Below are 26,353 nucleotides of genomic sequence, written 5' to 3'. Positions count from 1 at the left end.
GACCAACCAAAAAAAGGTTTGGGGGCGGGTGTGGGGGCGGGGGAGGGCCTCGGGGGGGGGGGGGGGGGGGGGGGGGGGGGGCCCCCCCCCCCCCCCCCCCCCCCCACCGCTGACTACTTCACGTTCACGTAGAAGGCGTCACCGTCCAGGATCCGGTCGTCGTTGTACCAGGTGGAGAGCTGGGAGCCCGCCTTCTGGTTGTCCTTGCTTGTCAGCGCACGAGCGGAGAAGTTGCCGTTGGCGTTGTAGGCCCCTTCCTTCGTGGTGCTGAAGGGGTACTCGTCACAGTCCTTGCCCCGACTGGAGTAGTTCGGCCACTCCGCCTGGCAAGCCGCGCGCGCAGTGTCGCGGTTCCGTTCCCGCAGCCGGGTGTCGTAGAAGATCCGGTGCAAAGGGGTCGATGAGAGAGCCCCCGGTATCTTCTTGCCCGCCTTCTTCGGGATGGTGATCTCGGGACGGTTCTGGGCGTCCCAGATGTGCTGCGCAGTCTCCTTGACATCGGCATTGCCGCGGTCGTAGTTCATGGTCGCGCGGATGTCCGTGAAGATGCTGCCCTTCTTGTACTTCAGGTACGGGGCGCTGTCGAACCGGACGGTGATCTTGGGTTCGGGGAGCTGAACGTTTTTGCTTCCGTCTGAGATGAAGAAGGTGGCGGGTACGAAGTCGAACTTGTGGATCTTGTCTTTACCAGTACCGGAGGCTTCGTCTTCGTCGAAGATCAGTATCTCCATGTTGTCCTTCTTCCAGCTCTTGATGCTGGGGTCTTCCTTCGCTGAGCCGACTTCGCCCCGGAAGCCGCCAGAGACCTGTGTGACGCCGTCGTGCTTTTCCCCCTTGTGCAGGATGGGGCCGTTCCCACTCGATTCGTTCCAGCGGTTGACCAGGAACGTGGTCGACTCCTTGACGGTGCCCGTGGCCTGGATGTCATCGAAATACTGGTCGAAGGCGACAGTCCGCTCGCCCTGGAAGGCGTACCCGATGATGGTCTCGACGTAGGTGAGTGTCCCGACTGGTTCACCGGTGCGGACGTCCGTGCCGACGACCTGGACGGTACCTCGCCGGCAGAGGGCGAAGTGGTTCTTGATCCAGTTGGGTTTGCCGGCACTGTTGCCGTGCTTGATGCACTCGTTGTAGGTGACGTCGTCGTAGTTGAAGTCCGTGCCCGGCGGCCTTCCCCCACCGGCCCGGGCAGACGGGGCTTCACTCGATACGCCGGCCGGGAGTGAGCCCGGCTCGTCCAACGGCATGTAGGTCGCCGTGTAGGTGATGTCGTCAGGATTCGGGTCGCTGGCGCTGAACGCTGTCGCGGGCGACAGCAGCACAGCAAGGGTGCTCACGACGACAGGCAAAGCCCATCTGGCAGATCTCACAGATACCCCCTGAAGATGTGGTCGCGACCAACATAGAAACGGCTCGCGATCTTGGAGGCGTCTGCGCATTCAAGAGTGATCAACCCCACACAGGGGCTAACTTCCGGGCCTGCAGCGCGACTTGGCCACATGTGAGTGCCCGTATGACGGCCACCCGCAGCTTCCATTCTTTGCGGGCTGACCTGCGTCAGATGTAGGCCCTGACTTGCTGCACCGGATGTCCGAGCGCGGCCCCGATGGCAGTCAGTTCCTCGTCGCTGAACCAGATGCGCTCTGGGTTCCAGATGGCGATCTCGAATCGGGCAAAGCCACAGGGCCAGTCGTACTCCAGCTCGTCCAGCGAGGTCGCAGCGCCGCAGCAGGGGACGACCACGGCGAGGGTCGCGAAGCCGTCGTCGCAGTGAGCTTCGAGTAGGTCAGCCCACCACTCGGTGCCGATCAACGCGCCGCATTGGGGACAACCGATCTTCTGCAGATTCTGACCACAGTCGACGACGGTGAGTGCGTCGTGCCAGGTGACGTCAATCTCGCCGTCGACGCCGTCGGGGAGCCCGGGGCCAGGTCCTCCACGAGCGCCGCGACTCGGACGGCAGGCGACTGTTCGTGCGGCCAGCAGGGCGTCCGGAGGCCGAGTGGGAGATCGTGGCGCGCTCAATTCTGGGGTCTGTCCTCGGAGCCAGTTGCCGCCTCCTCCGGAGCCGTACCGGGTGACCGAGCTGTAGCAGGACATGCCGGAAGGGCCCGACCGCACTCGCGGTCGGGCCCTTGGTCATGCGGCTGGAGGTTCCTCCGTCTCCGGTGGTGCGGCTCGGTCGTCGATGACGATGCGGACGGGCGTTCCGTCGCCGCCGCGGCTGGGCTTGCTGATGATCTCCTGTACTGCTGCGGTGATCTTCTGCCGGATGTGGTCGGCGATGGCCCGGGTCACGGGGTTACCGGTCGTCTCCGCCACCTGGCCGAGGCTGGTGATGGCGGCTACGAGGCTGGGTCCGGAGAAGCGGACGCTGACGAATCCGTCGGCCCGCGCGCGGGCGTCCTGGGCGCGTTCGTCCGCGGAGAGGCGGTGCTGCTGGGTGAACTCCGTCCAGGCGTCCTGGAGATCGGTGTGCCAGGAGGCCTCCTCACTCCAGTAGTGGGGCAGGCCGTCGGCTACGAAGCACATCACCACTGCGGTGATCTTCCCGGCGTGAGCGCACGCGGTTCGGCGCAGCCGCTTCAGCTCGTTTCGAGCCTCGGCGTTCAGCTGGTCTTCGACACCGGCTCCGGCCTCGAGCCCGTCGTCGTCAAGGACGGCGAACTCCTCCGCAGCAAACACATCGCTGTCGAAGTACAGCACCCGCGCGCCACACGTTTGGGCGAGGTCGATGAACCCTGCCGCGTCGACCTCATCCCCTGTCAGCAGCACGTGTCGGCCCGGTCCCTCCGGGACGGCAGACAGCGGCTTGAGCGCCTTCGCCTCCGCCCATGCGGGGATCTGATCGACCAGTTTCTGCAGATCAGCACCGGCGGTGCGCTGAACCGGCCACGGGACACTCCCTCCGAGCATTCGGCCACACTCTGTGACGCATTGGCGACAGAGAGTAGGGCTCGGGTCTGACAACGGGACCTCGCAGGCGCATAGTCATTGCGGCAGAAGCAGCAGTGCAGCGCGTGGCCCTCGCGGACCTCGTAGTACCCAAGGGGCTGCCGACAGCCGCTGTTCATGGTGATCGCCCCGGCCAAGCGGGCCGATGGACGGCCATCACCCCGTCTCCGAAGGCCTAGACGCCAGCAGGCCATGCCATCGCCCGGGCGCTCCACCGCTTCGAGAGGTCATGGATGGATCCTGAGCCCCTGGACGGGCTCCACGATCCCGGGTGGCCAGCAATCGCTCCAACATCATGGCCACCCCCGACGCAACATCAGGCGCTGACCTCATGCTCTTCCCCGCGTGCTGCCCAACTACCGTGCAACGTCATAGGATTGACGGCGCAGGCCGCTACTGCCGGGCGGTCGGGCCGCAGACGCGTGTCGAACTGGCGGGCTCAAGCACTCGGATCATCGCCGCCAGGGCCCGCTGAAGGTCCTGGATGTGCTCCGAGCGTGCGGCGAGGAGCGCGCGCACGCCGCCGGCCTCCTTCTCGGCTGCTACCCGGGCCGCGCGTTCCTCAGCGAGCAGCTTCCCCTCGCACCGCGCTCCTGCTCCAGCATCGCCATCGAGCGGCACGTCCCGGCCAGGCTTGGCCTTCCCGCTCAACGGCGACGGCGAGTTCAGCCGGAACCCAGCGCCGGCCAGATCCTCAGAGGGGATCAGCCACCCCCGCTCCGGGTCCACCACCGACCCGGGCAACTCTCCGGCTTCCCGGCGGCGCCGGATGGTCGTACGGCTCACGCCGCAGGCGTCGGCGGCCTCACGCTGAGTCAGCCTCTCACTGATCTACCGACCCGCCCGAGCGCACCCCAAGGCTGCCGTTGGCATGGCCGGATCCGTCGATCATCTATCGCCCTGTCGCCACACTCATCTCCCGCACCGTCCCCAATTTCATCCCGGCCGGGACACTGGGAATCGCCTCTTTAGCCCCTGTCGGCCGGGAATTCAGGGGCCGAGCACGACCGCCGGGACCTCGCGCTCCAACACGGCGAGCGCCTTGGCGTGGCCCCCCGCGGCGTCGTAGTCGAAGGTGAAGGTCACCACCCGGACCTGGCCGCCCAGCGGCTGGACCAACTCCCACTGCCGTATCCGCCGGGCGGGGCGGTTCGGCAGAGGTGCCTCGGTGTCCGTGCTGCGCAGAGTGCAGCCGTTGTCCAAGGCCGCGCCGGGGGTGCCGGGCGGGGCCGGGTCCGCATCGGCGATCCTGGCCCGCACGGACAACCGTCCGATGCCCGGGGCGTCCGCGGTCGTAGCGCCGTCGGCGGCCAGCACCGGCCAGTGCGCCGGCACCCGGAAGCGCGCCAGGCCCCGCAGGTGCGAGACCTCCTGCAGATCCTCCTCGGGTTCCGCAGCGTCCAGAGCCGCCGCACACAGAGACCGCACCCGGTGCAGTCCGGCTTCGTGCCCCGGCAGCACACGGGCGACCGCCTCGTACACGGCGACGGCTTCCTCGCCCAGGCGGCGCACCTCCGTCAGGGCCTGCTCGCCGTGAGCCTCGGCCAGCAGGCCGCACAGGCGGGCCTTGGCATCGGCCGCCTCCAGGGCCGTCTCGTGGACGGGCACGCCGGCGTCCGGCGGCCCGTGCAGGAAGCCCCCGGCGGACCGGAGCGCGACGGACGCGGCGGCCTCGTTGGGGCCGACACCGGGGATCAAGGAGTCATAGGCCTCGACGGCGCCGCGGGCGGCCAGGATGCCGTCGGCGACGGCGCCGTTCATGGCCTGGATCATCGCCTGGTTGTAGAGGATCGAGGCGAGCACCCGCACATGCTGCGTGTCGTCGGGCTCCATCTGCCGCAATCGCCGGACCGCGGCCTCCGCCGCGCGGCTGCTCTCCAGCGCCTGCCGGGGCCGCCGGCCCCGCATGTGCTGGATGGCGGCCATGCTCTCCTGCTCCGCCGTTCTGCGCAGTCGTCTAGAGCTCAGTAACACACAACCCCCCGGGGCCATGCGGACGCGGACGGCGCCCCGCTGGATCACCAATTGTGCAGTCCGCGCGGACATCAGAGCTAGAGGTCCTCGGAAGCTCAGTCGGGGAACTGCAGGAATGCCGTCTGGACCCGGAGGAGGTGGGCGTCTGGGCGGGTTTCCTCGTACAGGTCCAGGATCGTTCTGGCTCTCGCCTGGGCCTACCACCGGCGGCGTCGCCCTCGCCTGACGCCGGGCGGGCGCCGGGTTCAGACGTAGGTCCTGCGCCACTGGTCGGCCGCGCCGAGAAGGGTCATGCCGGCGGAGGTGTAGGCCTGCATGGCGCCGGTGTTGTGGGTGTCCACGTCGACGCCGACCGTGCGGTGGCCGCGGGCGCGGAGGAGGCTGAATGCGGTGGTGAGGAGTTGGGCGCCAAGGCCGTGGCGGCGGTGGGCGGGGTGGACGCCGAACCAGGCGATCCAGGCGCGGTCGACGGGATCGCGGGCGATGAGGGCGCCGGCGGAGACGCTGTCGAGTTCGGCGAGGAGCCACAAGTCGGGGTTGTAGCCCTCGCGTCGGCGCTGGGCGTTGTGGAAGGCGTCGAAGTCCGGGTGCGGGTGCTTCGGGTCGTCGGTGAAGGCCTCGTTCAGCACCGAGTGGACGGTGCGGAGGTCGGTCTCGTTCCGGGCCGCGCGCACCGCGGGCGCGGGGTGCTCGGGGAGGCGGATGGCATCCAGGTCGACGGTGAGGCGGCTGCTGCTGTCCACGACGGTCCAGCCGCGGCTGAGGAGTTGGTCGTGGGGGAAGCAGCCAGGAAGCTGATACAGCGTCACCGGCGTGTCAGGGGCCGGCAGGTCGTGGGCGGCCCAGAGGTCGAGGCGGTCCAGGAGCGTCGCGGTGACGGCAGGTGCATCTGGGACGGGGCGACGACCAACTGGGCACGCAGCTCGCCCGGCTGAGGCGCGGGATGGAGGGCGGCGAAGCCGAGCAGGCCGCCGTCGGGGCCCGACGCGGTCCACGTGCGGGAGGGCAGGTCCAGGCCCGGGGCGGCCAGCATTCTGCGCGCCTCGGCGGGGCCGGACTCGCGGCGACCGACCGTCGCCTCCTCGTCCCGGCCGAGCAGTTCGGCGAGGGCGTCGACGTCGGCCACGGAAACGGCTCTCCACCCCATTCCCGCACTGTCGCAGGACGAGGCGTTGGCCACCAACGGATTTAGGCGGCGCCGCGGCAGTGGGCGACGATGAGGGAGGGCGCCCACGCCTGCTCGTCCTCACAAACGGGGAAGTCGCCTGCTGACCGACGATCTCCACCGAAGTCACCCGCCCGTCACCAGCATGAGTACCCCGGAGCCGACACACACCAGGCCCGTGACCTGCTACTTCTTTACGGGCGGGGCACAAGGTGTCAGCAGCCAAGATCCTTTCCCGGGTACGATCAGTTACTGTCCCCCAACCCCAAGCGGTGTGCATCGTGAGAGGGCGGCCCCTCGCAAGGCCATGTGAAGACGGGGCCGCCCAGCCCTGCCGGCCTGTCAGTGCTCAGCACTACGACCCTAGGGCCCAGCGCCGTGGTGTGGCGCTCCAGTGCGGCATCTGGGTGTATCTCGGCCGGGTCCTGGTGCTCGCAGTGATCGGGCTTTCCGCCGGGTCTGGTCGACCGCCTTTGCGGTGCTGCCGCGCTGAGCGGCGGGGCCGCCGGAGCGGGTGGAGACAAGGAGCGGCGGCCCCCGCCGTCGGCGGTTCGCCTTGATTCCCAGCGCTCGTCCTTCGACCGCGTCGGGGATGCACTGCTAGAAGGCTCATGAAGATCTTGGTGAGGGGCTGCCCGGCCGGAGGCCGGGCAGCCCCTGTTCGCTATGTGGTGGCCAGGGCAAGTCGCCAGCGGCCGCCAGTGTGGGTGAGTCCGAGGTTGATCAGTCGGCGGAGGTTGAGGGCGGCTGCTCGGGTGTGGAGCCAGGTGTTGTTGTTGATGGTTCCGCGGTAGCGGAGTCTGCGGTTGCCGTGCTGGACGAGCCAGGCGACGGCGCGTTCGACCGGGGGTCGCCAGCGCCGGTAGTCGGCTTGCCAGTCCGGGTCGGTGGCGGCCTGGCGGCGGGCGGCCGCTTGCAGGTCGTGGTGGGGGCGGATGGTCAGGATGCGGCCGGCTTTGGCCTTGGTGCACCGCTCGCGGAGCAGGCATCCGGTGCACAGGTTCCCGAAGGCCGCCTTGCGCTGGTTGTGCTGTCCGCTGGGGTCGGACAGCACAACGGTGTGTCCGGCGGGGCAGGTGACCGTGGCAGCGTCGGTGTCGATGGCGAAGTCGTCCAGGGTGAAGCCGCCGGGGACCGCGGGCCGCAGCGGGGCGGGCTTGAAGAACAGCCGGTGCCCCGCCTGGTGCAGTACTTGGCGCATGTCGCCGGCGGAGTAGGCGGTGTCGCCGAAGGCGTCCACCGGAGTCTCCTCGTCGGCCAGCAGGTCCAGGCCGACGGTGGGCTCGTGGTGCTCGGCTCCGGCGCCGGGCCGCAGAGCCACGGCGGTGTATAAGCCGGTCTCGGGCTCGATGGCCAGGTGGGCTTTGTATCCGTCCTGCTGGTGGGTGCGGGTCTTGTGGATGTGGCGGGCTTCGGGGTCGACGGTGGACACGACGCGGCCTGGAGCGGTCCCCTGGCTGATGCGCCAGCGTCCGTCGCGGCCGTCGGAGTCCTCGGCCGGTTCCACGTCCTGCCCGGCGACCAGCGCCAGCAGCCCGACCGCGTTGGCCGCTTTCCCGCCCAGTTCCTGGTCGGGCAGGTGGCCCAACAGCCTGAGTGCGTCGGTGACCAGAGCGTCGACGAGGGCGGCGCGGGCCTGTTCGTCGTTCCAGGCGATACGGGGCTTGCCGGGATCGGTGTAGTCACGCGCGGTGCACTGGACCGCGGCCACCTTGGCTGCGCCGGGGACCTCGCGGATCACCGCACGGACGGCGGCGATGAGCTGAGTGACGGTGTCCTGGGTGGCGACCGCGTCGTCCAGCACTGTGGAGTCCAGCGCCCGCCGGTGCTTGCCCTTGAGGACACCGGTGGCCTTCACGACCTCGCGCACGGCTTCGAACACGCGGTTGGGCCGAACCGAGCGGGAAAGGCGGCGGCGGAAGTAGGCCAGCAGCGACGCATCGAACGCCATGTCGTTCAGGCCCAGCCCGCACGCGGCCTTCCACCGCAGGTCACACCGCAGTTCCTGAACCGTCTCGAAGTCCGACAGCCCGTGCAGGGCCTGCAGCGTGATCGCCGCGGCCAGGATCTGCGGCGGCATACTCGGCCGTCCATTCGCCGACGGGTACATGTCCGCGAACATCTCAGCCGGGAACAGCGCACCACGATGCTCGGCCAGAAACGCGAACACACTCCCCGCCGGGATCAACTCCCGGCAGGTCTCCCACACATCCGGCCCGACCGTCTCCCCGGCCCATTCCCCCATCACCACAAAACGAGTCTGGCGCCGCCGCACACGCGGCGGGGCCAGAACCCAAGATCTTCATGAGCCTTCTAGAAGGCGAACTCACCGATCACCTGGGCCACGAGCCCGGTGAGCGGGCTGAGGGCGGCCGGGAGAACTACCGCAACGGACGCCGCTCCAAGACGGTGATCACCGAGTCGGGGCCGGTCGAGATCGCGGTGCCGCGGGACCGGGCCGGGTCGTTTGAGCCGCAGCTGGTCAAGAAGCGGCAGCGGCGTCTGGGCGGGGTGGACGAGATGGCTCTGTCGCTGTCGGCGAAAGGGCTCACGCACGGGGAGATCTCCGCGCAGCGGTCACCACCGAGGGACACCGGGACATCCTAGGCCTGTGGATCGGCGACGGCGGTGAGGGCGCGAAGTACTGGCTCCAGGTCCTGACCGAGATCAAGAACCGCGGCGCGGCCGATGTCCTGATGCTGGTCTGCGACGGCCTGACCGGCCTCCCGGACGCCGTGAACACCGACTGGCCTGCGACGATCGTCCAGACCTCATCTGTGCACACTCCTTGGTGGCGGGAGATGCCCGCCGGTCACCGCGCCAGCGGGAGAGGACCTATGCAGACGCGTTGCCTTCGAGGCCCCCATGCAGACCAGTCCCTCCCGCTGGAGGCGGGCCGCGAACTGGCCAGCGGGAGTTGCGCTGCGAGCGCCGAGATGAGGTACCAGCGGGGCCGCCCGGTCGGTGACCAGGACCGACAGGACGGAACTCATGCACAACTCCTTACCCACCAACTCCCCGGCCACAGATGGCGTGTTCGGCGGCCTCGACTGGGGCGAGCAGCATCACCAGCTCTGTCTCCTCGATGGAGCCGGCCAGGTCGTGCATCAGCGTCGGTACGCGCACACTGCTGACGGCCTCGAGCACCTGGAGCGGCAGCTGAGCCGCCACGTCGCCCTGGCCGGCATCGCCATCGAGCGCGGTGAAGGCCTGCTGGTCGAACGCCTGCAGGCAGCGGGGCACACCCTCTACTGCGTCTCCCCGAAGATCTCCGCCCGAGCGCGCGAACGTTACCGGATGGCGCCGAAGAAGGACGATGCGTTCGACGCCTTCGTCCTGGCCGAAAGCCTCCGCCACGAGCACCGACACTGGAGGCCGCTACCGGCAGCGTCACCGCAGCTGGCAGAGCTGCGCGCGGTCATCCGCGACCGGGAACGCGTCATCTGGAACCAGCGCGACCTGGAGAACCAGCTGCGGGCCATCCTGCAGGCCTACCATCCCGCCGTGCTGCACTTGTTCTCCTCGCTCGACCGGGACATCAGCCTGGCGTTCCTGCGGGACTACCCCACCCCTGAGCAGGCCCGTCGCGTCGGTCCCGAGAGGATGAAAGCGTTCACCGGCCGGCACGGGTACTCCGGCCGCACCCGTCCGGAGGTGCTGGTGGAACGGCTGCGCGCCCATCTGCTGGCCGCGGCCCCGGGCACGGTCGCGGGCAAGGAGCTGACCGCTGTGCTCTTCGCCGAGCAGCTCGCCCTGCTCAACGACCACGTCCGCATCCTGAACAAGCGAGTGGACAAGCTGCTGGTCATCCATCCTGACGCGCCGATCTTCCTCAGCTTCCCCTGCATGGGCCGGTCCTGCGCGGCCATGCTGCTGGCCGAGATGGGCGAGGACCGCGACCGCTTCCCCACCCCGGCCGCTCTCCTGGCCGAGACCGGCGTCGCCCCGGTCACCCGGGCCTCCGGCCGCAGCCGCCAGGTCCGCTTCCGCTACGCGGCTAACAAGCGCATGCGCCACGCCGTGGACTGGTGGGTCTTCAACATGACCCGCGAAATTCCCTGGGTCCACGACGCATATGAGCAGGCCAGGGCCCACAAACAGCCGCACCATCGCGCCATCCGCGGGCTCGGCGCCCGCTGGGTCCGCATCCTCTGGCGCTGCTGGCAGGACCACACCTGCTACGACTCCACCCTGCACCACAGCGCCCGCCCGGAGGCCGACCTGACTGGCTGAGGAACTCCACAGCAGCCTTCAGCATCCGAGGGACGATCACGCTCTGGTTCTTCGGCCCCTTGGCATGCCCTCAGACTGACCCAGTTCGATCAGCCACCCAACGACATCGAAAACTGCAGAGGTTGACAGGGGGAGTCTGCGTCGTTCACCTGCTGCGGAACAGCTTCCGTTACGCGGCCCGCCAGGACTGGGAGAAGATCGCGAAGGCGCTCAGGCCCGTCTACACCGCGCCGACCGAGGACGCCGCGCTCGAGCGGTTCGTGGAGTTCACCGACGCCTGGGGCGGGAAGTATCCGGCGATCGTCCGGCTCTGGGAGGCGGCCTGGGCGGAGTTCGTGCCCTTCTTCCGGTTCAACGTGGAGATCCGCAAGATCGTCTGCACCACCAACGCGATCGAGAGCAAGGCCGTCCGGGCCCGGGGACACTTCCCCACCGACCAGGCCGCCCTCAAATGCGTCTACCTGGCCGTCATGAGCCTGGACCCGACCGGCACCGGACGCAAACGCTGGACCATACGCTGGAAGGCCGCACTCCAAGCCTTCGACATCACCTTCGACGGCCAGCTCACCGCCGGACGCCGCTGAACAAATCCGACTGAGTTCCACCGTTCGCTACACAGACCCCCTCCCTCAGTTTCAGGGAGACGACCTGCACGTTTCCTGATTCGGGCCGGGCGGCCAGCGTCATCTGGCACCGGCCGTGAGGTCTTGGGGTGCCGTTAATCACGCCGCAGTCCTACCGGATCTGCCCGTACCGCCGAGCTTGATCACAACTGAAGACAGTCCCTAGCCCGAACGAGGTGTCGGCACCGTTGTAGGTGAGCACGCGAGCGTTGCCCATAAGAAAGCCGCGCAGGTTGTCCAGCAGCTTGAACGACCGAAGGTAGATCATCATTCCCTGATCGGGGACGTGACCGACCGAGTCAACCCTGCCGAAACCCCCGGTGACGACCATGTCACCCATATCGAACCCGTAGGGGTGGCCTTGGCCGAGCCGCACGGCGAACTGGAAAGTGATCACGGGCTCAACTCGCGTCCCCCCACACGGCTTGCAGATCCTCGCACCGGACGGTGATCGACGCGTCGGTGAGCGCGATTTCGTGCAGGCACCCGCCGTCCTCGTCGGGCAGGATCTCGTCGAGGAGGACGGTGTCGACCAGCATCCAGTCGATGGAATGCCTGTAGTCGATGGAGAAGTGCGTCACGCCGGAGTAGCTGATACGCAGCCCGGTGTCGTGCTTCCACTGATTGGGGGCGAACTCCAGGGTCAGCCCTCCGCTTTTGTCGGTGGCCACCTGGACACCGGAGAACTCCAGGTCCTTGACGCAGTGGGTGTTGCCGTGACCCATGTCGTAATGCGCCGGGTCGCACGCGAATTCCCGTGCGCCGGGCGGCAGTTGTTCGCTGATCTTGGGAAGTTCGGCGAGGTAGGGCCGCGGATCCAACCAGAACCCGTGCTGCTCGGGCTTCCAGACAGCCGTGACGAACTTCATTGGCACCCTTCCGCGTTGAGAGGCGGACGCCTCCACTTGTCTCCCGAGATGTCCTCGGTCCCCTTGGGGCCGATACGGCCGATCTTCCGCAGCTCGTAGATCATCCGCCCCTTGATGACGCCAGCGCTCCACCCACCGCTCACCGGCCCCCCCACGATCACGAAAGGCGACTTCCTCGCCCACCACGCCGCGAGCCACCCCGGCCCGAAGGAACCCCAACCCGCCGCGAACGCCGCCACCCAGCCCCTGCCCGCCGCACCGCAGCACCCCCATGCGTCCGCCCCACCGATGAACCACTCCCCCGCCTCCAGCCCGGCGCCCACACCCGCGCCGTCCCCGCACTCCTCCCCCCCGCCGCCGCCCAGCCGGAAACAGAACCGCAGCGCCATCACCCAGGCGTTCAGATCCTCAGGATCCAGTGTCTCGTGTGTCCAAGACCAGGGGGCAAGGCCCGCTGCGGACCTTATCCGCAGTCTGGTCGTCTCTCCACAATCCATCGGGTGCGTCTATTGCGGACTCATACCGAGCCTTGCTCCACCTGCTTCAGGTACATTGAGCGCTCGCTCGGAGTGAAGGCCCTGTTGACGGCTCGGTAGATCTTCCTCATGGCGGACAGGGGATCAGGGAGAGATACGTCCCACAGCCGCACTGTTGTGTCCTCGCTGCCGCTGACGACGGTGCGGCCGTCCGGACTGAACGCCACCGACTCCACATTGCCGGTGTGCCCCGTCAAGGTGGCGCGCAAGCCGTCGGTGGCTGTGTCCCACAGCCGGACGGTCCTGTCGTCGCTGCCGCTGGCGACGGTGCGGCCGTCCGGACTGAACGCCACCGACTCCACATTGTCGGTGTGCCCGGTCAAGGTGGTACGCAGTCTGCCCGTTGCCGTATCCCACAGCCGGACCTTCCCGTCATGCCCGCCGCCGGCGAGAGTACGGCCGTCCGGACTGAACGCCACCGCAATCACGACGGCTGTGTCTCCGGCCAGGACGGTGCGCGGCCTGCCGGTTGCCGTATCCCACAGCCGGATCTTCCCGTCGTTACCGCCGCTGGCGAGGGTACGACCGTCCGGACTGAACGCCACCGCATCGACGGTGCTTGTCCCCGCAGCCAGAGCAGAGTGCAGCCTGCCGGTCGCTGTGTCCCACAACCGGACCCCCCCCCATCGCTTCCGCCGGCGAGGGTATGACCGTCCGGACTGAACGCCACCGCATCGACGATGCTTGTCCCCGCAGCCAGAGCAGAGTGCAGCCTGCCCGTTGCCGTATCCCAGAACCGGATCTTTCCGTCATACCCGCCACTGGCGACGATGTGGCCGCCCCAACCGAACGCCACCGAAGCCACGCCTCCGGCGTTCCCTGCCAGGGTGGTGCGGAACCTACCCGTTGCCGGATCCCACAACCGAATCTTTCCGTCGTACCCGCCGCTGGCGAGGGTTCGACCGTCCGGACTGAACGCGACCGAAGCCACGCCTTCGGTGTGCCCCGTCAAGGTGGTGCGCAAGCCGTCGGTGGTTGTGTTCCACAGCCGGACAGTGCTGTCGTCGCTGCCGCTGGCGACGGTGCGGCCGTCCGGACTGAACGCGACCGACTCCACATTGTCGGTGTGCCCGGCCAAGGTGGTGCGCGCCCTGCGCGTTGCCGTATCCCACAGCCGGACCTTCCCGTCATGCCCGCCGCTGGCGAGAGTACGGCCGTCCGGACTGAACGCAACCGACTCCACGCCGTTGGCGTTCCCGGGCAAAGTGGCACGCCGTTTGCCGGTTGCCGGGTCCCACAGCCGGATCGTCCCGTCCCTGCTGCCGCTGGCGAGGGTGTGAGCGTCGGGGCTGAACGCAACCGATTCCACGCCATAGGGGAACCCGGTCAGAGTCGTACGCAGTCTGCCGGTCGCTGTGTCCCACAGGCGGACTTTCTCATCCTCTCCTCCGCTGGCGAGGGTGTGACCGTCCGAACTGAAGGCTGCCGACCTCACGCCGCCGAGGAACCCGGTCAAGGTGGCCCGCAGCCTGCCGGTCGCTGTGTCCCACAGCAGGAGCTTCCCGTCCTTCCCGTCGCTCCCATCGCCGGCCAGGGTGCGGCCGTCCGGACTGAAGGCCACTGAAGCCACGGCATTGGTTCGACCAGTAATTATGTCGTTCAGTCTGCCGGTTGCCGCGTCCCACAGCCGGATCTTCCCGTCATCACCACCGCTGGCGAGGGTACGGCCGTCCGGACTGAACACCACCGACTCGACACTTTCGGTGTGCCCGGTCAATGTCGCGCGCAGCTTGCCGGTTGCCGCGTCCCACAGCCGAACCTTCTTGTCGTCACCGCTGCTGGCCAGGGTGCGGCCGTCTGGACTGAACGCCACCGACTTCACGCTGCCGGTGTGCCCGTTCAAGCGGTGCTGCAGCGGGAGAGCTGCGGCGGCGAACAGGCTGGCGGTAGCTTCCTTGGTTGGGCTGGCCTTGTACGCCTGGATCGCCAGGAGTGAGGCCAGGTCGGGGTTGGCCTCCAACAGGCCGGACGACTGTGCGGCAAGCTGGCGGGACAGGGCCATCCGCTGCGCAGTGAGGGCTTGGTGTCGCTGCTGCTCGCTGGTCCGATATTGCTGCCACGCGATCAGGCCTGCTGTGAGGGCGAGCACAAGCAGGACCGACAAGGTCACGGTGAACCGGCGCAACCGCCGAGCAGTACGGCCGGCCGCTTCTTCTTCACGACGGCGTGCAGTGGTGCTGCTGGTGAGGAAATCCCGTTCCAGGGGAGTGAGATCGCTCTCAGCGTCTTGAAGCGAGAAGGTGTCTTCAGCTGTCGTGAGCCGTCTGCCGCGGTACAGCGCGCCCGAGTCACGGCCGAGGTCATTCCAGGCGCGGGCGGCTTCGGTGAGCTGGCGGTGAAGGCGTAGCCGCTCGCGGGCGTCGTCGATCCACTGCCGCAGCCGGGGCCACGCAGTGATCAAGGCCTCGTGGGCGAGGTCGACAGTGTCATGGTCAAGGGTGAGCAGGCGGGCACCGGCGAGGCATTCGAGGACCGTGCCTGTGTCGATGGGGTCACCGAAGTCGAGTTCGGCGCGAGGCGCGGGTCGCCGAGTGTCGGGGGTTCCCTCGCCTGGTGTGATGAGGCGCAGCAGGATCCGGTGGGTGAGGGTGGCCTGGACAGGAGTGAGACGGGAATAGGCGACCTCGGCGGTGAGGGCGATCCCACCGCGCAGGCCACCGGCGGCCTCGTAGGCGTTGAGGGTGAGGGCGCGTCCCTTGCGGCGCCTCCAGGTTTCCAGCAAAGCATGTGACATCAGCGGCAGCGCGCCAGGTTCGTCTTGCACCTCCTCGAGGATGCGTGCCGTCAGGGTGCGCTCGACGATCAGCCCGGCCGTCTGGGCGGGTTTGACGATGGCCTCGCGCAGTTCGTCCCGGCTCATCGGGCCGACCAGCACCGTTGCGTCCTGCAGAGCGGCGGTGAGACGGGGATGTGCGGCGCAGCGGTCGAGGAAGTCCGCGCGTACCGCGATCACCACGCGCAGCCGACTTGCTGGGTCGGTGGCGGCCAGGAGGTGATCGATGAAGGAAGCGCGTTCATCGGAGTTGGTGCAGAGCGTGTACAGCTCTTCGAACTGGTCCACGATCAGCCAGGTGTCGCCGTCCCCGTCAGCAGCCAGCAGGCGCTGGGCATGGCTGAGCGGGTGCTCGCCCGGCGTGAGCACCCGCACGGCGGCCAGCTTCTGTCCCGCAGTGTCGGGGCTGCTCAGGCGGGGGATGAGGCCGGCGCGCAACAGGGAGGACTTCCCGCTCCCCGACGGGCCGAACACTGCGGTGAACCGGCCGGAGCAGGCCTGCCGGAACAGACGCTCGGTGAGTTCTTCACGGCCGAAGAAGAGATCCGCATCGGCGGGTTCGAAACGGGCCAGGCCTCGGTACGGGGGCTTGGCCATGTCATCCTCGGCCCGGGGCTCGGCGGCCTCTTCCGCGGCCGTCTGACGCCAGCGTGCCTCCCACTCGGCCGCATCGCCGTCGCACGCCTTCACATATGCCAGCACGACCGGCAGCGTCGGCAACCGCTCCCCGGCAGCCGCCTGCGACAGCGTGCTCGCCCCCTGACCGGCGCGCTGCGCCATCACCCGGTACGTCGGACCACCGGCCTCCGCCCGCAGCTTGCGTAACTCGGCAGCGAACCGCGCAACCGGCCCCTCGCTGGGATCCAGTGGGCTTTCTGGACGCCCCGCCATCAACGGCTCCCTCTCATGTCCCGCTTCCCCCGTGGATGCGGCGCTGTGGCCGCAAAAACTAGGAGCCCCCGCGGCAGAAGGGCAAACGAGAGGCACCTTCTTTGGTCAGGACCGCGTGTCGAGCCCTATGACCTGCGGTGCGGCCATTGATCAGGGTGACAGAAGCGGCTGCCCATTCAATCGTGGGGCGCGAAATCTGGTTGTGCAGGCCGGGCCGGCGGGACACCACCGGCTTGCCGCGCACATCACCTTCGCCGCCGCGTCAGGCGACGGCTCGATGAAAGGAACAGATCACGTGTCGATGAGCACTGTGCACCGAAGGGCGGCGCTCGCCACCGCCGCGGTCGCCATCGCGGCCGGGGTGGGACTCGGATCCGGCCCCGTCGCCACCGCCTCGCCGGGGCCTGCGCCCTCAGCCCGTCACTACGTCACCGATGCACTGGGCACGCACCAGGCCGGACTGGCTTCGGGCGGAGCGTCCGCGGCCAGCGCCACCTGCGCCCATGCCTCCTACGGCGGCGGGTTCTACACCAGCCTGGGCGGAGGCTGGAGCAGCCTCGCCGAGCGCTCCGCACCCTGTCGGGCCGCCTCCGCCACCGGAACCCACACCACGGGGTCGCGGTGGTACGTCTACAACGAGAGCCAGGGAGAGTTCATCTGCCAAGGCCGCGCGTCCGGCGTCGGCAGTTCGATCTGGTACAACTCGGGCAAACCGCGTGTCGACCCGTGGGAGTGGTCGTGGTCCGGAGGGACGTCCGACCCCCAGTGGAACCGCTTCTGTAACTGATACCCGGGGTGGGGGCGCGACACCGCGCCCCCACCCGGGCCGTCGGGAGACATCATGAAAAAATGCGGCACCACCCGTATACGCGCTCTGTCCGCCTTCACGCTCCTTATATCCGTGGCGTCCGCCGGCTGCACGGCCAAGCCCCTTGCCGCACCACCCGATCAACACCGGCAGCCGTTCCACCCAGGACAGGGTCCGCTCATCGACCCGGCAACCCTCGCGAAGCTGACCGGTGTGGCCAAAATCCGTCTGAGCCCCGGACCGTACGGCCTCGCCGACGTCAAAGACACTCTCACCGACTGCCGGTATCCCCTGCGTGGCGCCCTCCGATGGCTCACCCACGCACGCCACCTGACCCTGTGGGACCTCATGACGTACGAGAAGGGACCGGCCAAAGCAACGAGCGTCATGACGTTCACCGGTGATTATGCAGCCCACCTCAAAAACCCGCTGTCGTCGGCGCAGGACGGGCTGGCGCGCTGTGGTGCGGCCACCATGCGCGGCACAGTACGTATGCCCAGCGGTCCACTGCCGGTCATCAGTTTCAACGACGGCCCGCCGCCGTTGAAAATCCCCCGGGCCACCTGGCACCCGAGCGCCTGCACTCTCGCCGTCACCAGCATCCGCCAGGATGTCGGTAACACCACGGTCACCGGTGCCCTCACCTGCCACGATGGCACAGTTCCAACCTCACGAAACGCCACCGACATCCTGGTACCGCAAGAGCGCGACCTGCTGGGTGTCGCGCTTACACGGGCAACAACGCTCGCACCAGCGCGGAAGTGAGTGCAGGGGCATGTCAGATCAAATCGCCGAGAGCGGTCTTCACCGGCTCCCCGGGAGCCGGGCCCCGCCGGTCCCCTGAGCGCCGCAGCAGCAAACACCGTGCCAATGACGAAGCCGGGGGTGTTCGGCGGCCGGCTGACTGTCTTCAGGGTCAGTCCGAGGTGCTTCTTCGCCCAGGTCACGAACTTTCCGGCATAGCCGGAGTCTGCCCAGGCGATGGTGATTTCGGGGTGCATCAGCCGCAGGCGGAACAGGACTTCCTTCGCCGCGTCGCGGTCGGTCATGTCGGCCGGGGTGACCATGACGAACAGTGGCAGGCCCTTGGTGTCCACAACCAGGTGCTTTGCGGCCGTTGATTTTCTTCGCGCTGTCGTAGCCGCGCGAGTCGCGGCCGACGGTCTCCGCAGCTTTGACCGACTGGGAGTCGATGACGGTGGCGACCGCTCCAGGCGCCCGGCCCTTGACCAGGTTCTGCCCGGAGTTGGGATTCGTATGCGTTCGCGATGCGGTCACTGCGACCCTTCGCCGAACGTTTCCTTCCGGGCCCTCCAGGCCCTCGTGACGCACCGCCGCGAGCAGTAGACCGCGTTCGAACGGCGGTCCACCCCAGCCACCCAAGTCGCCCCGCACTCGGGGCACTCGGCCCGGCCCGCACCGCTCAACTCCGCGGCCACCCGCTTGCGCAACCGGCGGTCCCGGCGCCACTGCCTGGCACGACATGACACCCAGCAGTACACGGCACCGGGCCATGCGTCTGGCCGCAGCCGTTCACCGCAACCCCCGCACACCCGGTCCCCGGCCTCCCCGGCGTCCTCGGACACCAAGCCAGCCTAGATGATTGATTCCAAGGGGTGTCGGTGACTGTCTGCTGGCGTTCCTGCCGCTCGAGTTGGTCAGGCTGGTCCGTAGATGGCACTGCCAGCCTTGCTGATCAGTGCCCAGTAGCGGTCGCCGTAAGACCAGTGCCACCACTCAGTGGGGTAGTTGACGAAGCCAGCGCCGCTCATGGCTCGGGCCAGGATGTCGCGGTTGCGACGTGCTTGGTCTGATATTCCCGAGGCGTCCAGCGGACAGTACTTCTCGTCTCCGGTGCGGTGGCCGTTCACAGCACCGCCCATGTCCAGCTCGACGCCATCGGCATCAACGAGCGTCAGATCGAGGGCCGCGCCGGCACAGTGTGGCGCCACCTCGACCGGGGAGACGAAGGCGCTGGCCTGGCGCCGCAGTTCGACCGGGTCGGTGATGCCGGAGCGGCGTAGGCGGTCCTCGTAGAGGGCAAACCGCCGCGCCTGCTCGGTGCTACTGCGATGCCCTTCTATGACGAGGAACCTGACGCCGTCGGGAAGCATCTCCGAGGCCGAGCACAAACGCTCAAGCACGCCGATCCGGACCCGGCCGTATGCCCCTGCCTCGTCTCGCTCCCGGGGGTCCAGCACAATCACCGGGACCGAGGCGATCTCTGCGAGAGGTTCGCCGCAGTCCTGCACCGGGATATTGATCACCTTGGGATCACTCAGCAAGATCATGGATCTTGAGCCTAAACGTTGCGGGCCCGCGAAGTATCCCGCCTCACCTGCTGCCGGCACCACCAGCTTCCGCCCGTCGGGCCGACAAGTTCCAGCCGCCGGGCCTACAGGCAAAGGACCTGCTGGTTCTATTCACGAATCCCGAGAATCCCGACAGCAGATGTACGGCACTTCAGGAGGCGGCCCGCCGCCGAAGTCGATGTTCACGAGAACGGGAGGCATCTCGTCCCTGGCAGCGTGGCTCGTAGGGCCCGGCCCCGTTGGCGAGGATGGGGCTCGGGCCGTGGGTTGATCGGTCCGCGATTCTTGATCGCTGCCGAGCCTGCTGATTAGCTGGCCGGTATGACTGATCTTGGACCCATCGCCTGGCCACCTGCCCCGATCAGGACCGAAAGGCTCGTGCTCCGTGAGCCCGAGGCCCGGGACCGTGCGGCGTTCATCGAGCTGCTCGCCTCGCCAGAGGTGCACACCTACCTCGGCGGCCCCCGGCCGCGTGACGAGCTTGAGCGCGAACTGCCCGGGGTTCCCGAGCGGTGGCCCGGGAGTTTCGTCGTTGATCTCGACGGGTCGATGATCGGCCAGATTTTGCTCAGGAGAGCAACGGGGCACCGTCGCCCGGCCGCCATGGGGAAGGCCGATCTCGGCTACCTGTTCCTGCCGCGGGCTTGGGGATTCGGGTACGCAGCCGAGGCATGCGCGGCGGCACTCGGCTGGCTCGCCGGCGTGCTCCCCGGTGAGCCGGTGGTGCTCACCACCCAGACCGCCAACGTCGGCTCGATGCGTCTCGCGGCGAAGCTGGGGTTCACCGAGGTAGAGCGGTTCGAGGCATGGGGCGCCGAGCAGTGGCTCGGCATGTGGTCCCCGGCCACGCCGTCCGATTGAGCTCGTGCTCGACAGGGCGGATCGCAACTCGACAGCACTGCTAGGACGGAGCCCAGCGCTGTTGAAACTCGTGAACATCTCACCAGGCGGAGACGGCCGAACCCCTCCCGAAACGATGTCGAAGCGCTGTCCGTTCTCATGGACGAAGCCAACCTGCCGTCGATCACGGAAAGCGACCGTGAACCGAAAACCGCCCGCGGCTCCCCACGCAGAGGCGAGGGAGTCCAGCATCGATGGGTGAAGCCGGAGTTGGAGTCCCTCGCAACCGCACTCTATGTGAAGACCGACGACCTGTTGAAGGCGTCACCGCATCTGGCGCCCTGGCGTCCGATGGTGGGGATCGCTCCGCAGCTGACCGATGCCGAGCTGGTCACGCTGGCGATGATGCAGGCCATGCTGGGCTTCACATCCGAGGCCAAGTGGCTTCGCTACGCGCACTGTCACCTGCGGCATCTCTTCCCGTACCTGCCGAAGCAGCCCGGCTACAACAAACGGCTGCGCAAGACCACCGAGCTGCTGCGGCAGGTGACCCGACTGCTGGCCATCGACACCTCCGTATGGAGCGACGACGTGTGGATCGTGGATTCCACTCCGGTGGAGTGCGGACGTTCTCGCGAGACCGTCAAGCGCTCCGACCTGGCAGGATGGGCCGAGTACGGGTACTACGCCAGTCACAGCCGTTTCTTTTGGGGCCTTCGCCTGCACCTGGTGTGCACCTTGCAGGGTCTGCCGATCGCCTTCGCCCTGACCGGCGCCAAGGCCAACGAACGTGAGACCCTGCTGGACCTGCTCACCGCCGAACCGGGCCTGGCCGTCGCACGGCCTGGACAGACACTGATCGGCGACAAGAACTACTTCGGCCGCGCCTTCGAGCGCGAGTTGGCCGAACAGGACATCCAGCTGCTGCGGCCGGCCCGCAAGGGCGAGCCGGAACGGCCTGGTGCCCCACTGTTCAAACCGTTGCGGCAGGTCATCGAGTCGGTCAACGAGACCTTCAAGGGCCAGCTCAACCTCGAACAGCACCGAGGCCGCACACCGCGTGGCGTGATCGCCCGCGTCATGCAGCGCATCCTCGCGCTGACCGCCGCGATCTGGCACAACGACCGTACCGGCCAGCCCGTCCTGCGCTCACTGACCGCTTACGATCACTGACCCCTTGGAATTGATCATCTAGGGCCCAAAGCTACTCAAAACCGGGGGATAGAAAACAGGCACCAATCTCCAAGGGGGCTTCTCTGGCGCCCCAGCTGAGGAATGTCGCCGTCGGTCACACTGCGGCCGACGGCGTTGACGGGCTCAGGGCTCGCTGAAGAAGGCGCTCATGCCTTCGACGTCCGACAGGTAGCTGTCGATGGCGGTGATGCGGCCGCATTGGGTGGTCAGCACGGTCGCGAGGTGTTCGTCGAGCCTGCGTCCGTCGGGGGCAGTTGCCGTGTTGCGGAGCGAGAGGGCGGCGCCATGTGCGCCGACGAGCACGTGCAACAACTCGGTGTGCAGTCCCTGCCCAGCGATGTGCCGGGCTCTGCCCACGACCGCATCCTTGCCACGGATCGTGCCTGAGATGGTGCCGGTTCCCGGCATGGTCCAGGTGACGTCGTCGGCCAGCAGGCCGCTCAGCCTCTCCCAGTCCCGGGCCTGGAACTCGGCGAGGAAGCGTTCGGCGACCGTCAGGTCGGCACTGTTCTCGGACATGATCTCCCCTTCTTCAGCGGCCGTCGTCAATCCCCCATCGACCCTAGGTCGTTCGACACCGCAGCACGCGCCAGCAGCCTGGTGCTCTCACTACCGGCACTGTTTATGCGGTCAAGGACAGGACGGCCCACCACCACATGCTCATCACGACGACGGATGGCACCCCGACTGTCCGGCACCTCGTCTCTGACCGGGGATTCGCATGCGGGCCGCGCGGCGGCCGTCACCGACGACGACGTGGCGCAGGGAGTAGCGGTACATCTGCCCGGAAATGATCAGCTCGATATCCATCGTCATGCAGACCACGCCACACGGTCCTGACCTACAAGAAAATCCGCTGCCGGGCCAGCCACTTTTCGATGTCCATGCCGTGGACGGTGATGCCGGGTGTGACGATCGTGGGGTCGCTTTCCTCGCGTACGAGTTCGCGTAGTGCGGCGTAGTGGCGTTGCCAGTCCGCCGGCCACGAGGGGTTCCAGTCCTGGTCCACGGCCTCCAGCGCGGTCTTCCATTCGGGGTGGTCGTGGAGGGCGCTGGGGCGGCGGAGGTGGGACAGCCACTGCCCGATCGGCCTGCCCTGCCCGTCCGTCAGGGCCTGCCAGACGTCGGCGAACGCCTGGAACAGCTCGGCATCACGCCGCTGGCCCGGAGCCTGCGGAGCCCGCAAAGCCGTCCACGACGCCCGCAGGAGCCTTCGAGCGGGGCGTCGCGGCCCTGGCCCAGTACAAGGCACGCACGGTCTCCGTGACAGTCCCCAGAGGCCACGTAGAGCGGCTGGAAGACGGGACCGAGGTCCGACTTGGGGTGTTCCTGAGCAACACCAAGACCAGACGCGGGAAGCTCACCCCGACAAACTCCAGCAGCTCGCCCACCTCGGACTCGAATGGGCAGCGGCATAGGGCAGGCAACCGGCGGTTCGCAATAGACGCGGACCGCGATGCCTTCGCTGCGCATCAGGACCCGGTACCGAGCAAGACCGTCACTCGTTCGCCGTGTATCGGCAAACAGACGCACTGGGATGGCGCAGCGTGCGCGGGGACGCCGTCCTGATCGGGTCGCGCACGAGAGGCAGTCGGGTGGAGGGAGTTCTGTGGGTGGTGCCCGTAGTCGGTGAGACGACGTGGTCGCTTGTGCATCGGGTGGCGTCCGCCTACGGGATACAGGCCGCGGATCTGGCGGGAGGGTGGCGGTGGGCGAATCGGGTGCAGCGCAAAGACCATGGACGTGCAGACGTGGAGGTGTTCCTCGACGGGATGGCGCAGAAGCAGCTGGCCCCCTCGATCAGGTCAGTTTCCACCTGCACCGCGCGGCCGGAATCATGGAGGGCATGCAGACGAAGCTGAATCTGCTCCGGCCCCCGTACTTCACGTCGGAGCGATTCGCGGATTTCCGCGGTCTTCTGTCTCGGCATCCGGAGCACAGTCTCCCGGCTTCTCTGAAGTGCGGCGCTTCCTTGGCCTTGAGGATGTGCATGTAGGCGCTGGTATCCCGGGCCGCTCGCCCTGTGACATGCGTGGTGCCCGGGAGGGGCGTCAACGGTCGATCGGGAGCACCTGGTCCAGGCCGCTCTCGCGCAGGATCTGCTGGACGGTGTCGTCCAGGGTGCTTGCCGCGTCGATAACGGTCTCCAGGCCGTCGGGCAGTAGGTCCTTCTCTCGGTACCAGTCGCGCAGGTGGTCTTCGGTGACGTGCTTGAGGTACTCGGCATCGGGTTTCGTCGCGTGCCGGAGCACCGTCTCCGTGTAGGGCACGTCGAGGTAGTAGCAGCGTGAGACGCCTCGGTGGGCGCGCACCAGGTCCTGGAGCATCGTGCCGTAGCGGTCGGCGTACAGGATGCCCTCCACGACGACATGGAAGCCATTGTTCAGGGCGTAGCGGGCGGTCAAGTCGATCAGGCCGATGTTGGCGCCGCCGGGCCGGTCGCGTTCGCGCAGCACGATGCGGCGCAGGTTGTCCTGGCCGACGATCGCGAGGTTGCGGCCGAACTTCTCGCGCAGGCCGGCCGCGACGGACGACTTCCCCGAGGCACTGTTGCCCCGGATCATGATCAGGCGCGTGTCTTCCGTTCCCACCGTGCCCGGCACGCTCTCCATCACGCGTCGTCGCCCTCGATAGTCAACTGCAGCCGGTTCTCGTGGAAGTGGTCCCAGTTCATGACCAGGCGGAAGCGCTGGTGAGCCTCCAGGCGTTCCGCGTCGGCCGGCTCCCGGCCACACTGCACGCGGGCGTCCCCGGACTTCACGAGCTCCGCGAGGGCGATACGGACGTCGTCGGCATCCTGGCTGGTGGCGGCCGCCAGTCGGTCCAGGGACGTGAGGATCTCCTGCGGTTCGCCCAGATCGTCAACCAAGTGGTTGATGAGCCCGTCGACGAGCGGGCCGGTGCGCACTGTCCAGCGGATCCGGTCGAGCCGCTTGGCGAGGTTGGCGTCCAGGGGCAGCAGGTCACCAGGCAACGGCAGCGCTGCGGGCATCGACCACCGGGTGCCGTCCGGTGTCTCCTCGCGGCGCGCCAGGCCCCACGTCAGGTAGAGCTCGGAGAGGCCCCGCACGGTCTCGGGCACCGGGTAGCCGGCGGCCGTGAGCATGGCGCCGAACTTCTCCCAGCGATGTGCCTCGTTCGCTTCACGTCCCTCCGGCGCCTCCTCGTAGTCCCATCCCTCATCGGGCCACGAGAACGTGAGCACGCCGTCGAGATCACCGCCGATCATGTCCCAGTGGCCTTCGAAGAGCTCCTGCAGGAGGTCGTCCAGGGAACCGGTGAAACCGGGCTGGCTCGCGGTCGCGATCAGCATCGTCAGCGGGAAGCCCTGGCGGGGCAGGACGTGGTCCCAGCCCGAAGCCCACCAGTCGTTGTGCATCGCCATGTCCCGACGCGGCTCGGGTACAGACGGGTTCTCAGTCATCCGCAGCTCTTCCTGGAAAACGGCCGGACGCTCGCAGCGTACGCACTGAGGCGCGGCACGCTTTCACGGGCGCGACCCAGGCTTGATGGTCGGGGGCGACGTGCAGTTGCTTGCGTAGGCGCCCGCGCAGAAAACCGACGCGCGTTCGGCCCTCCAGGACCCGGAGCCCGCTCTCCGACGGGTCCAGGAGACGCCCCTCGATGAGGATCGGCGGGCGCAGCCACGTCCCGTGCTCTTCCCAGTGCCGACCCACCTCGGGGCGGCGAATCTTGACCCAGTACACCGGGTTCTCGGCGTAGCTTTCGATACAGCCGGCGTCGGACGCTCCGGTCGGCATGCCGCGGAAGTCCGCGGAGGGGATCGTCTCCAGCCGCCACGTGACGTCGCGCAGGTCGATGCCGCCGTAGTCGTGTATGGCTTCGTTCACTTCAAGCAGCAGCGTCTGTCTGCCGGTTTGGGCAGCGGTTGACGATGTCGGGCCCGTGGATGTTCACGAGAAATAGCAGCACGCCATGGGGACGGCCCGCCGCCCTCCGGGCGGCGGGCCGTCGAGTAGGAACCTGCGGTTGTCAGCCGGCTTTGGCGGGCCGAGACGGGGCTGGTTCCGTGCAGCTCAGATGTGGTTGACGCTGGATGCGACCTCGCGGGTCATGCCGAGCAGGGCTCGACCGCCTGATCACATGCCCGCGTCACACGGGGACCCGCACCGAGGCGATCACAGCGGACCTCGTTTGCCGAACGGACAATTCTGCGCCCCTGAGCACGCCACGTGCCACAATCGTTCCGAGCTCGAACAGGCGAACGCGAACGGGCCGCCCCGCGGGTGCTGGCCGGCCCGGAAGCACAGGACAGGGCGCCAGCACGAGACGGCAGCCCGGGGGCGGGGCGACACGGGAGGGCGGAGCGGCAGCCCGGAGCGCCGGGCGACAGCCCCACGGGGCGCGGCGGCCGGGGCGTCACTCGACGAGGGCGGGCGGACCCGTGACCGTCGGGGCGGTGGTCACTGCCCGGTCAGGCCCCACACGACGCCGTCGAACTGCATGGAGGTGGTGTCCTTGTTCGCCATGGTCACCGTCAGTCGCCCGACCCGTCCCTCGCTCGTCCTGATGCACAGGACCGTGCCAGCCTTCACCGGCTGGGCCCCGGCGCCGGCGGCGTCCACTGTGCCGGCGCAGTCCGCGTAGTCCGGAATGCCACTGCCGGTCCACAGGGACGCCTTCGCGTTGTTGTGGGCTCTGATCTCGCCGAAGTAACCGGAGAAGTCGGTCTTGTCGTCCAGCGGGTTGCCCGACGACACCGGCCGGACCGGGTCCAGGTCCTTGCTTCCCTCGGGCTGGTCGTCCAGCAGCAGCACACCCTGCCACTGCACCGCGGCGCTCTGCACCACGCCGGTCGGTCTGGTGCCCGCGGTCCCGGGAGACGCGGTATCCGCTCCCGGGGCGTCGGACGTCGCCGCGGCGGGCGACTCCGACGCGGATGGCTCCGACGCGGGCCGCGTGCTCGTCGCCGGCCGGGAGCCAGCGGCCGGGCCGGCATCGGCGCCCTGGTTGCCCAGCACCTGCCCTACGACGCCGACCACCGCGACCGCCACGGCTCCGGCCGCTGTGATCCCGGCGGTGATCCAGGCCGCCTTGTGTTCCACGGGCCAGCGGCCGCGGCCCTGACGCCTGCCGTCCCCAGCCCGCGCCCGCGTCTGCGCGTCCTGCTGCTCGCCACTTGTCTGGTTTTTGGCCACTGCCGCTCAACGCCCCCCGGC

Annotated in this window: 24 protein-coding genes and 4 pseudogenes; 7 read left to right on the top strand and 21 right to left on the bottom strand. The window is 68.2% G+C overall.

The annotated features are described in order from the left end of the window. Positions 1-113: 113 nt before the first annotated feature. The 8 genes from ACZ418_RS40795 to ACZ418_RS40760 all read right to left on the bottom strand — a co-directional run bounded on the left by ACZ418_RS40795 (position 114) and on the right by ACZ418_RS40760 (position 8,339). The gene (locus ACZ418_RS40795) at positions 114-1,337 is read right to left on the bottom strand and encodes a NucA/NucB deoxyribonuclease domain-containing protein (protein ID WP_468373378.1); all 1,224 of its coding nucleotides are present in this window, start codon (positions 1,335-1,337) and stop codon (positions 114-116) included. 220 nt (positions 1,338-1,557) lie between these two features. After that, entirely contained in the window at positions 1,558-1,812 is a 255-nt protein-coding gene (locus tag ACZ418_RS40790) for a hypothetical protein (RefSeq protein ID WP_468373376.1), read from the bottom strand. A 327-nt stretch (positions 1,813-2,139) separates the two neighbouring features. Continuing rightward, a complete protein-coding gene (locus ACZ418_RS40785; RefSeq protein WP_468373373.1) occupies positions 2,140-2,916 on the bottom strand; it encodes a hypothetical protein in 777 nt (258 codons plus the stop codon). A gap of 432 nt (positions 2,917-3,348) precedes the next feature. Next, positions 3,349-3,774: a helix-turn-helix domain-containing protein gene (locus ACZ418_RS40780; RefSeq protein WP_468373418.1), complete on the bottom strand. Its 426-nt coding sequence runs from the start codon at positions 3,772-3,774 to the stop codon at positions 3,349-3,351. 171 nt (positions 3,775-3,945) lie between these two features. Beyond that, positions 3,946-4,881 (bottom strand): hypothetical protein, encoded by a 936-nt coding sequence (locus tag ACZ418_RS40775; RefSeq protein WP_468373370.1) that lies wholly within the window; start codon positions 4,879-4,881, stop codon positions 3,946-3,948. Positions 4,882-5,174: 293 nt separating this feature from the next. Next, positions 5,175-5,672 carry a GNAT family N-acetyltransferase gene (locus ACZ418_RS40770; RefSeq protein ID WP_468373368.1) on the bottom strand — a complete coding sequence of 166 codons (498 nt, stop codon included), beginning with the start codon at positions 5,670-5,672 and terminating at the stop codon, positions 5,175-5,177. 62 nt (positions 5,673-5,734) lie between these two features. Beyond that, complete coding sequence (locus tag ACZ418_RS40765) at positions 5,735-6,055, bottom strand: hypothetical protein (RefSeq protein WP_468373365.1); 321 nt, start codon at positions 6,053-6,055, stop codon at positions 5,735-5,737. A gap of 703 nt (positions 6,056-6,758) precedes the next feature. Further along, complete coding sequence (locus ACZ418_RS40760; protein ID WP_468373416.1) at positions 6,759-8,339, bottom strand: IS1182 family transposase; 1,581 nt, start codon at positions 8,337-8,339, stop codon at positions 6,759-6,761. 53 nt (positions 8,340-8,392) lie between these two features. On the opposite strand from ACZ418_RS40760, the pseudogene ACZ418_RS40755 reads away from it, so the two are divergent. From ACZ418_RS40755 to ACZ418_RS40745, 3 genes and pseudogenes are all read left to right on the top strand, one after another. Beyond that, a pseudogene (locus tag ACZ418_RS40755) lies at positions 8,393-8,877 on the top strand (transposase); the annotation flags it as partial. A 208-nt stretch (positions 8,878-9,085) separates the two neighbouring features. Continuing rightward, positions 9,086-10,327 (top strand): IS110 family RNA-guided transposase, encoded by a 1,242-nt coding sequence (locus tag ACZ418_RS40750; RefSeq protein ID WP_468373362.1) that lies wholly within the window; start codon positions 9,086-9,088, stop codon positions 10,325-10,327. Between the two features lie 137 nt (positions 10,328-10,464). Then, positions 10,465-10,911, top strand: a pseudogene (locus ACZ418_RS40745) (transposase); the annotation flags it as partial. Positions 10,912-11,062: 151 nt separating this feature from the next. On the opposite strand, the gene ACZ418_RS40740 reads toward ACZ418_RS40745, so the two are convergent. From ACZ418_RS40740 to ACZ418_RS40725, 4 genes and pseudogenes are all read right to left on the bottom strand, one after another. Beyond that, a complete protein-coding gene (locus tag ACZ418_RS40740) occupies positions 11,063-11,347 on the bottom strand; it encodes a hypothetical protein (RefSeq protein ID WP_468373359.1) in 285 nt (94 codons plus the stop codon). A 4-nt stretch (positions 11,348-11,351) separates the two neighbouring features. Then, positions 11,352-11,819, bottom strand: a complete 468-nt coding sequence (locus ACZ418_RS40735) for a hypothetical protein (protein ID WP_468373357.1) — start codon at positions 11,817-11,819, stop codon at positions 11,352-11,354. 517 nt (positions 11,820-12,336) lie between these two features. After that, on the bottom strand, positions 12,337-12,966 hold the full coding sequence (locus ACZ418_RS40730) for a WD40 repeat domain-containing protein (protein ID WP_468373355.1): 630 nt from the start codon (positions 12,964-12,966) through the stop codon (positions 12,337-12,339). 128 nt (positions 12,967-13,094) lie between these two features. Then, positions 13,095-15,725, bottom strand: a pseudogene (locus ACZ418_RS40725) (nSTAND1 domain-containing NTPase); the annotation flags it as partial. A gap of 595 nt (positions 15,726-16,320) precedes the next feature. Between ACZ418_RS40725 and ACZ418_RS40720 the strand changes: the two are divergent. Together ACZ418_RS40720 and ACZ418_RS40715 are read left to right on the top strand one after the other, a co-directional pair. Beyond that, positions 16,321-16,806 carry a hypothetical protein gene (locus ACZ418_RS40720; protein WP_468373353.1) on the top strand — a complete coding sequence of 162 codons (486 nt, stop codon included), beginning with the start codon at positions 16,321-16,323 and terminating at the stop codon, positions 16,804-16,806. A 54-nt stretch (positions 16,807-16,860) separates the two neighbouring features. Then, complete coding sequence (locus tag ACZ418_RS40715) at positions 16,861-17,592, top strand: hypothetical protein (protein WP_468373423.1); 732 nt, start codon at positions 16,861-16,863, stop codon at positions 17,590-17,592. Positions 17,593-17,696: 104 nt separating this feature from the next. Here ACZ418_RS40715 and ACZ418_RS40710 read toward each other — a convergent pair. After that, positions 17,697-18,051 (bottom strand): annotated as a pseudogene (locus tag ACZ418_RS40710) (transposase); the annotation flags it as partial. A 434-nt stretch (positions 18,052-18,485) separates the two neighbouring features. Next, positions 18,486-19,118, bottom strand: coding sequence for a M15 family metallopeptidase (locus ACZ418_RS40705; protein ID WP_468373351.1), 633 nt, complete (start codon positions 19,116-19,118; stop codon positions 18,486-18,488). A 342-nt stretch (positions 19,119-19,460) separates the two neighbouring features. Here ACZ418_RS40705 and ACZ418_RS40700 point away from each other — a divergent pair, with 342 nt between their 5' ends. Together ACZ418_RS40700 and ACZ418_RS40695 are read left to right on the top strand one after the other, a co-directional pair. After that, positions 19,461-20,000, top strand: coding sequence for a GNAT family N-acetyltransferase (locus ACZ418_RS40700; protein ID WP_468373349.1), 540 nt, complete (start codon positions 19,461-19,463; stop codon positions 19,998-20,000). 237 nt (positions 20,001-20,237) lie between these two features. Next, a complete protein-coding gene (locus tag ACZ418_RS40695) occupies positions 20,238-21,152 on the top strand; it encodes an IS982 family transposase (protein WP_468373347.1) in 915 nt (304 codons plus the stop codon). 144 nt (positions 21,153-21,296) lie between these two features. On the opposite strand, the gene ACZ418_RS40690 is transcribed toward ACZ418_RS40695, so the two are convergent. From ACZ418_RS40690 to ACZ418_RS40660, 7 genes are all read right to left on the bottom strand, one after another. Then, a complete protein-coding gene (locus ACZ418_RS40690) occupies positions 21,297-21,692 on the bottom strand; it encodes a nuclear transport factor 2 family protein (RefSeq protein ID WP_468373344.1) in 396 nt (131 codons plus the stop codon). Between the two features lie 144 nt (positions 21,693-21,836). Continuing rightward, positions 21,837-21,989: a hypothetical protein gene (locus ACZ418_RS40685; RefSeq protein WP_468373341.1), complete on the bottom strand. Its 153-nt coding sequence runs from the start codon at positions 21,987-21,989 to the stop codon at positions 21,837-21,839. A 25-nt stretch (positions 21,990-22,014) separates the two neighbouring features. After that, complete coding sequence (locus tag ACZ418_RS40680; RefSeq protein WP_468373339.1) at positions 22,015-22,359, bottom strand: helicase associated domain-containing protein; 345 nt, start codon at positions 22,357-22,359, stop codon at positions 22,015-22,017. 865 nt (positions 22,360-23,224) lie between these two features. Further along, a complete protein-coding gene (locus ACZ418_RS40675; protein ID WP_468373336.1) occupies positions 23,225-23,785 on the bottom strand; it encodes a P-loop NTPase family protein in 561 nt (186 codons plus the stop codon). Then, positions 23,785-24,597, bottom strand: coding sequence for a DUF6042 family protein (locus ACZ418_RS40670; protein WP_468373333.1), 813 nt, complete (start codon positions 24,595-24,597; stop codon positions 23,785-23,787). The genes ACZ418_RS40675 and ACZ418_RS40670 overlap by 1 nt, the downstream gene beginning before the upstream one ends. Next, positions 24,590-25,024: a hypothetical protein gene (locus ACZ418_RS40665; protein WP_468373331.1), complete on the bottom strand. Its 435-nt coding sequence runs from the start codon at positions 25,022-25,024 to the stop codon at positions 24,590-24,592. Before ACZ418_RS40665 ends, ACZ418_RS40670 begins: the two co-directional genes overlap by 8 nt. 573 nt (positions 25,025-25,597) lie before the next feature. Then, complete coding sequence (locus ACZ418_RS40660) at positions 25,598-26,239, bottom strand: hypothetical protein (RefSeq protein ID WP_468373329.1); 642 nt, start codon at positions 26,237-26,239, stop codon at positions 25,598-25,600. Positions 26,240-26,353 lie beyond the last annotated feature (114 nt).

Source organism: Streptomyces sp. NPDC030820 (assembly GCF_055572075.1).
Note: the sequence above shows the minus strand (reverse complement) of the source record. Positions and strands in the feature narration are given on the sequence as shown.